Origin of the sequence: Vibrio sp. 1F169, from assembly GCF_041439605.1 — a bacterium.
Classification (GTDB): Bacteria; Pseudomonadota; Gammaproteobacteria; order Enterobacterales; family Vibrionaceae; genus Vibrio; species Vibrio tasmaniensis_A.
This window is the reverse complement of sequence record NZ_JBGOOI010000104.1, coordinates 1-1,333: the sequence shown is the minus strand read 5'-3', so window position 1 is coordinate 1,333 and position 1,333 is coordinate 1. Positions and strand designations below refer to the sequence as shown.

The window sequence follows — 1,333 nt, the reverse complement described above, 5'->3', positions numbered from 1 at the left end:
AGCGAGGTGACGATGGCATTGGTCACCTCCACGTCCACTGTGTTACTGGTGACTCCATCTTTAGTGGCTGTGATCTTTATAAATCCTAACGCTTTGCCAATTAATTGTCCCGGTTCTACAAAATATCCAATGTTCTTGTTATTAGAGCGCCAAATGCTTAAATCAGTTAGCACCTTTGAAGAGTGATCAGAATAATAACCTACTGCGACGAAAGCTTTTTTGTTCCCCTTCCTCATCGTTAATTTACTTGTTCCCCGAATTCCTGATGAGGAGACGCTAATATCGATCCGTTCTAATGTTATTGCTGGTTTTACATCAACCTCTTCTGACAATTCTAAATTACAACCTGCCAAGAAGAGTATAATTAATATATAAAGGGAGATAATTTTATTCATGGCTATAGCTAGTATGGTTATAAATTAAAAATGATTCTTATAAATTCGATTAATAGCAGAGGAAATGACAATAATTTAAGATAATTAATAAATTATTTAACATAAAGCAATGATTTTATATTTTTAATTAATTATCTTTATTTATAAATATAATCATGAATAAACCCTGCATTTCGCTTTCAAATAGTACTAACTTTAGCGTTTAAAATTGGAAGATAATTAATTAAAAATAAATAATAACCCCCCCCCCATACAGTATTGATAGTGTTAACGTATTTTAACTAAAGAGAAAGAACTAAGCTGAGCTGAGCTCAGCTCAGCTCAGCTGCAAGGAGATTATCAACAATGGTTTATCAATGGGCAGTATTTCGTCATCAGCATCCTATTTTCGGGGGAGGATGTGAACTATTTGTTGTCCTGCTCGCTTTTTTATCAATAGCCTTACCTCTAATATGTGAAGAAAGCTTATTAATACTAGGAATATCTTTAGGACTTGCCATCATCTGCTTTACTCTATTTTTACTTTTTGCCCAAAGTGACAAGATCCGAAGGTCTATGCCTAGCTAGAAAAATGCTATTAAGTCCTTAAAAAACTAGGAGCTCTTCCCTCGTTTGCTTGGGTTTTCAGCATATCTATCTAAGTGACTACTCACCGCCTATTGGGCGATGCTTCTTATTTCGTTAGCCATTGCTCGATAGTATCAAGACTTACGCAGCTTCCATAAGCAGAGACGATTATCCAACCGCCTTTAATTCTAGAAGGCCTTTATCACGGATATTAAGGGCGGCGTTTAAGTCACGATTTATGTCTGTAGTGCCGCCTGATGGACAATCCCACTTGCAAACCGATAAGGGCATTTCTTCCACTTTATGACCGCAACAAGGCTTTGTTGCGTAATTAAATTTAAAGATAGAACTACCCCGTTTCGCGTATTTCT

At 36.3% G+C, this 1,333-nt stretch carries 1 protein-coding gene and 1 pseudogene; both read right to left on the bottom strand.

All coding sequences use genetic code 11. The features are described 5' to 3' along the window. Positions 1 to 395, bottom strand: a pseudogene (locus ACED53_RS21795) (hypothetical protein); the annotation flags it as partial. 735 nt (positions 396 to 1,130) lie between these two features. Beyond that, a partial coding sequence (locus tag ACED53_RS21790; protein WP_371715304.1) for a zinc ribbon domain-containing protein occupies positions 1,131 to 1,333 on the bottom strand: 203 nt, incomplete at its 5' end.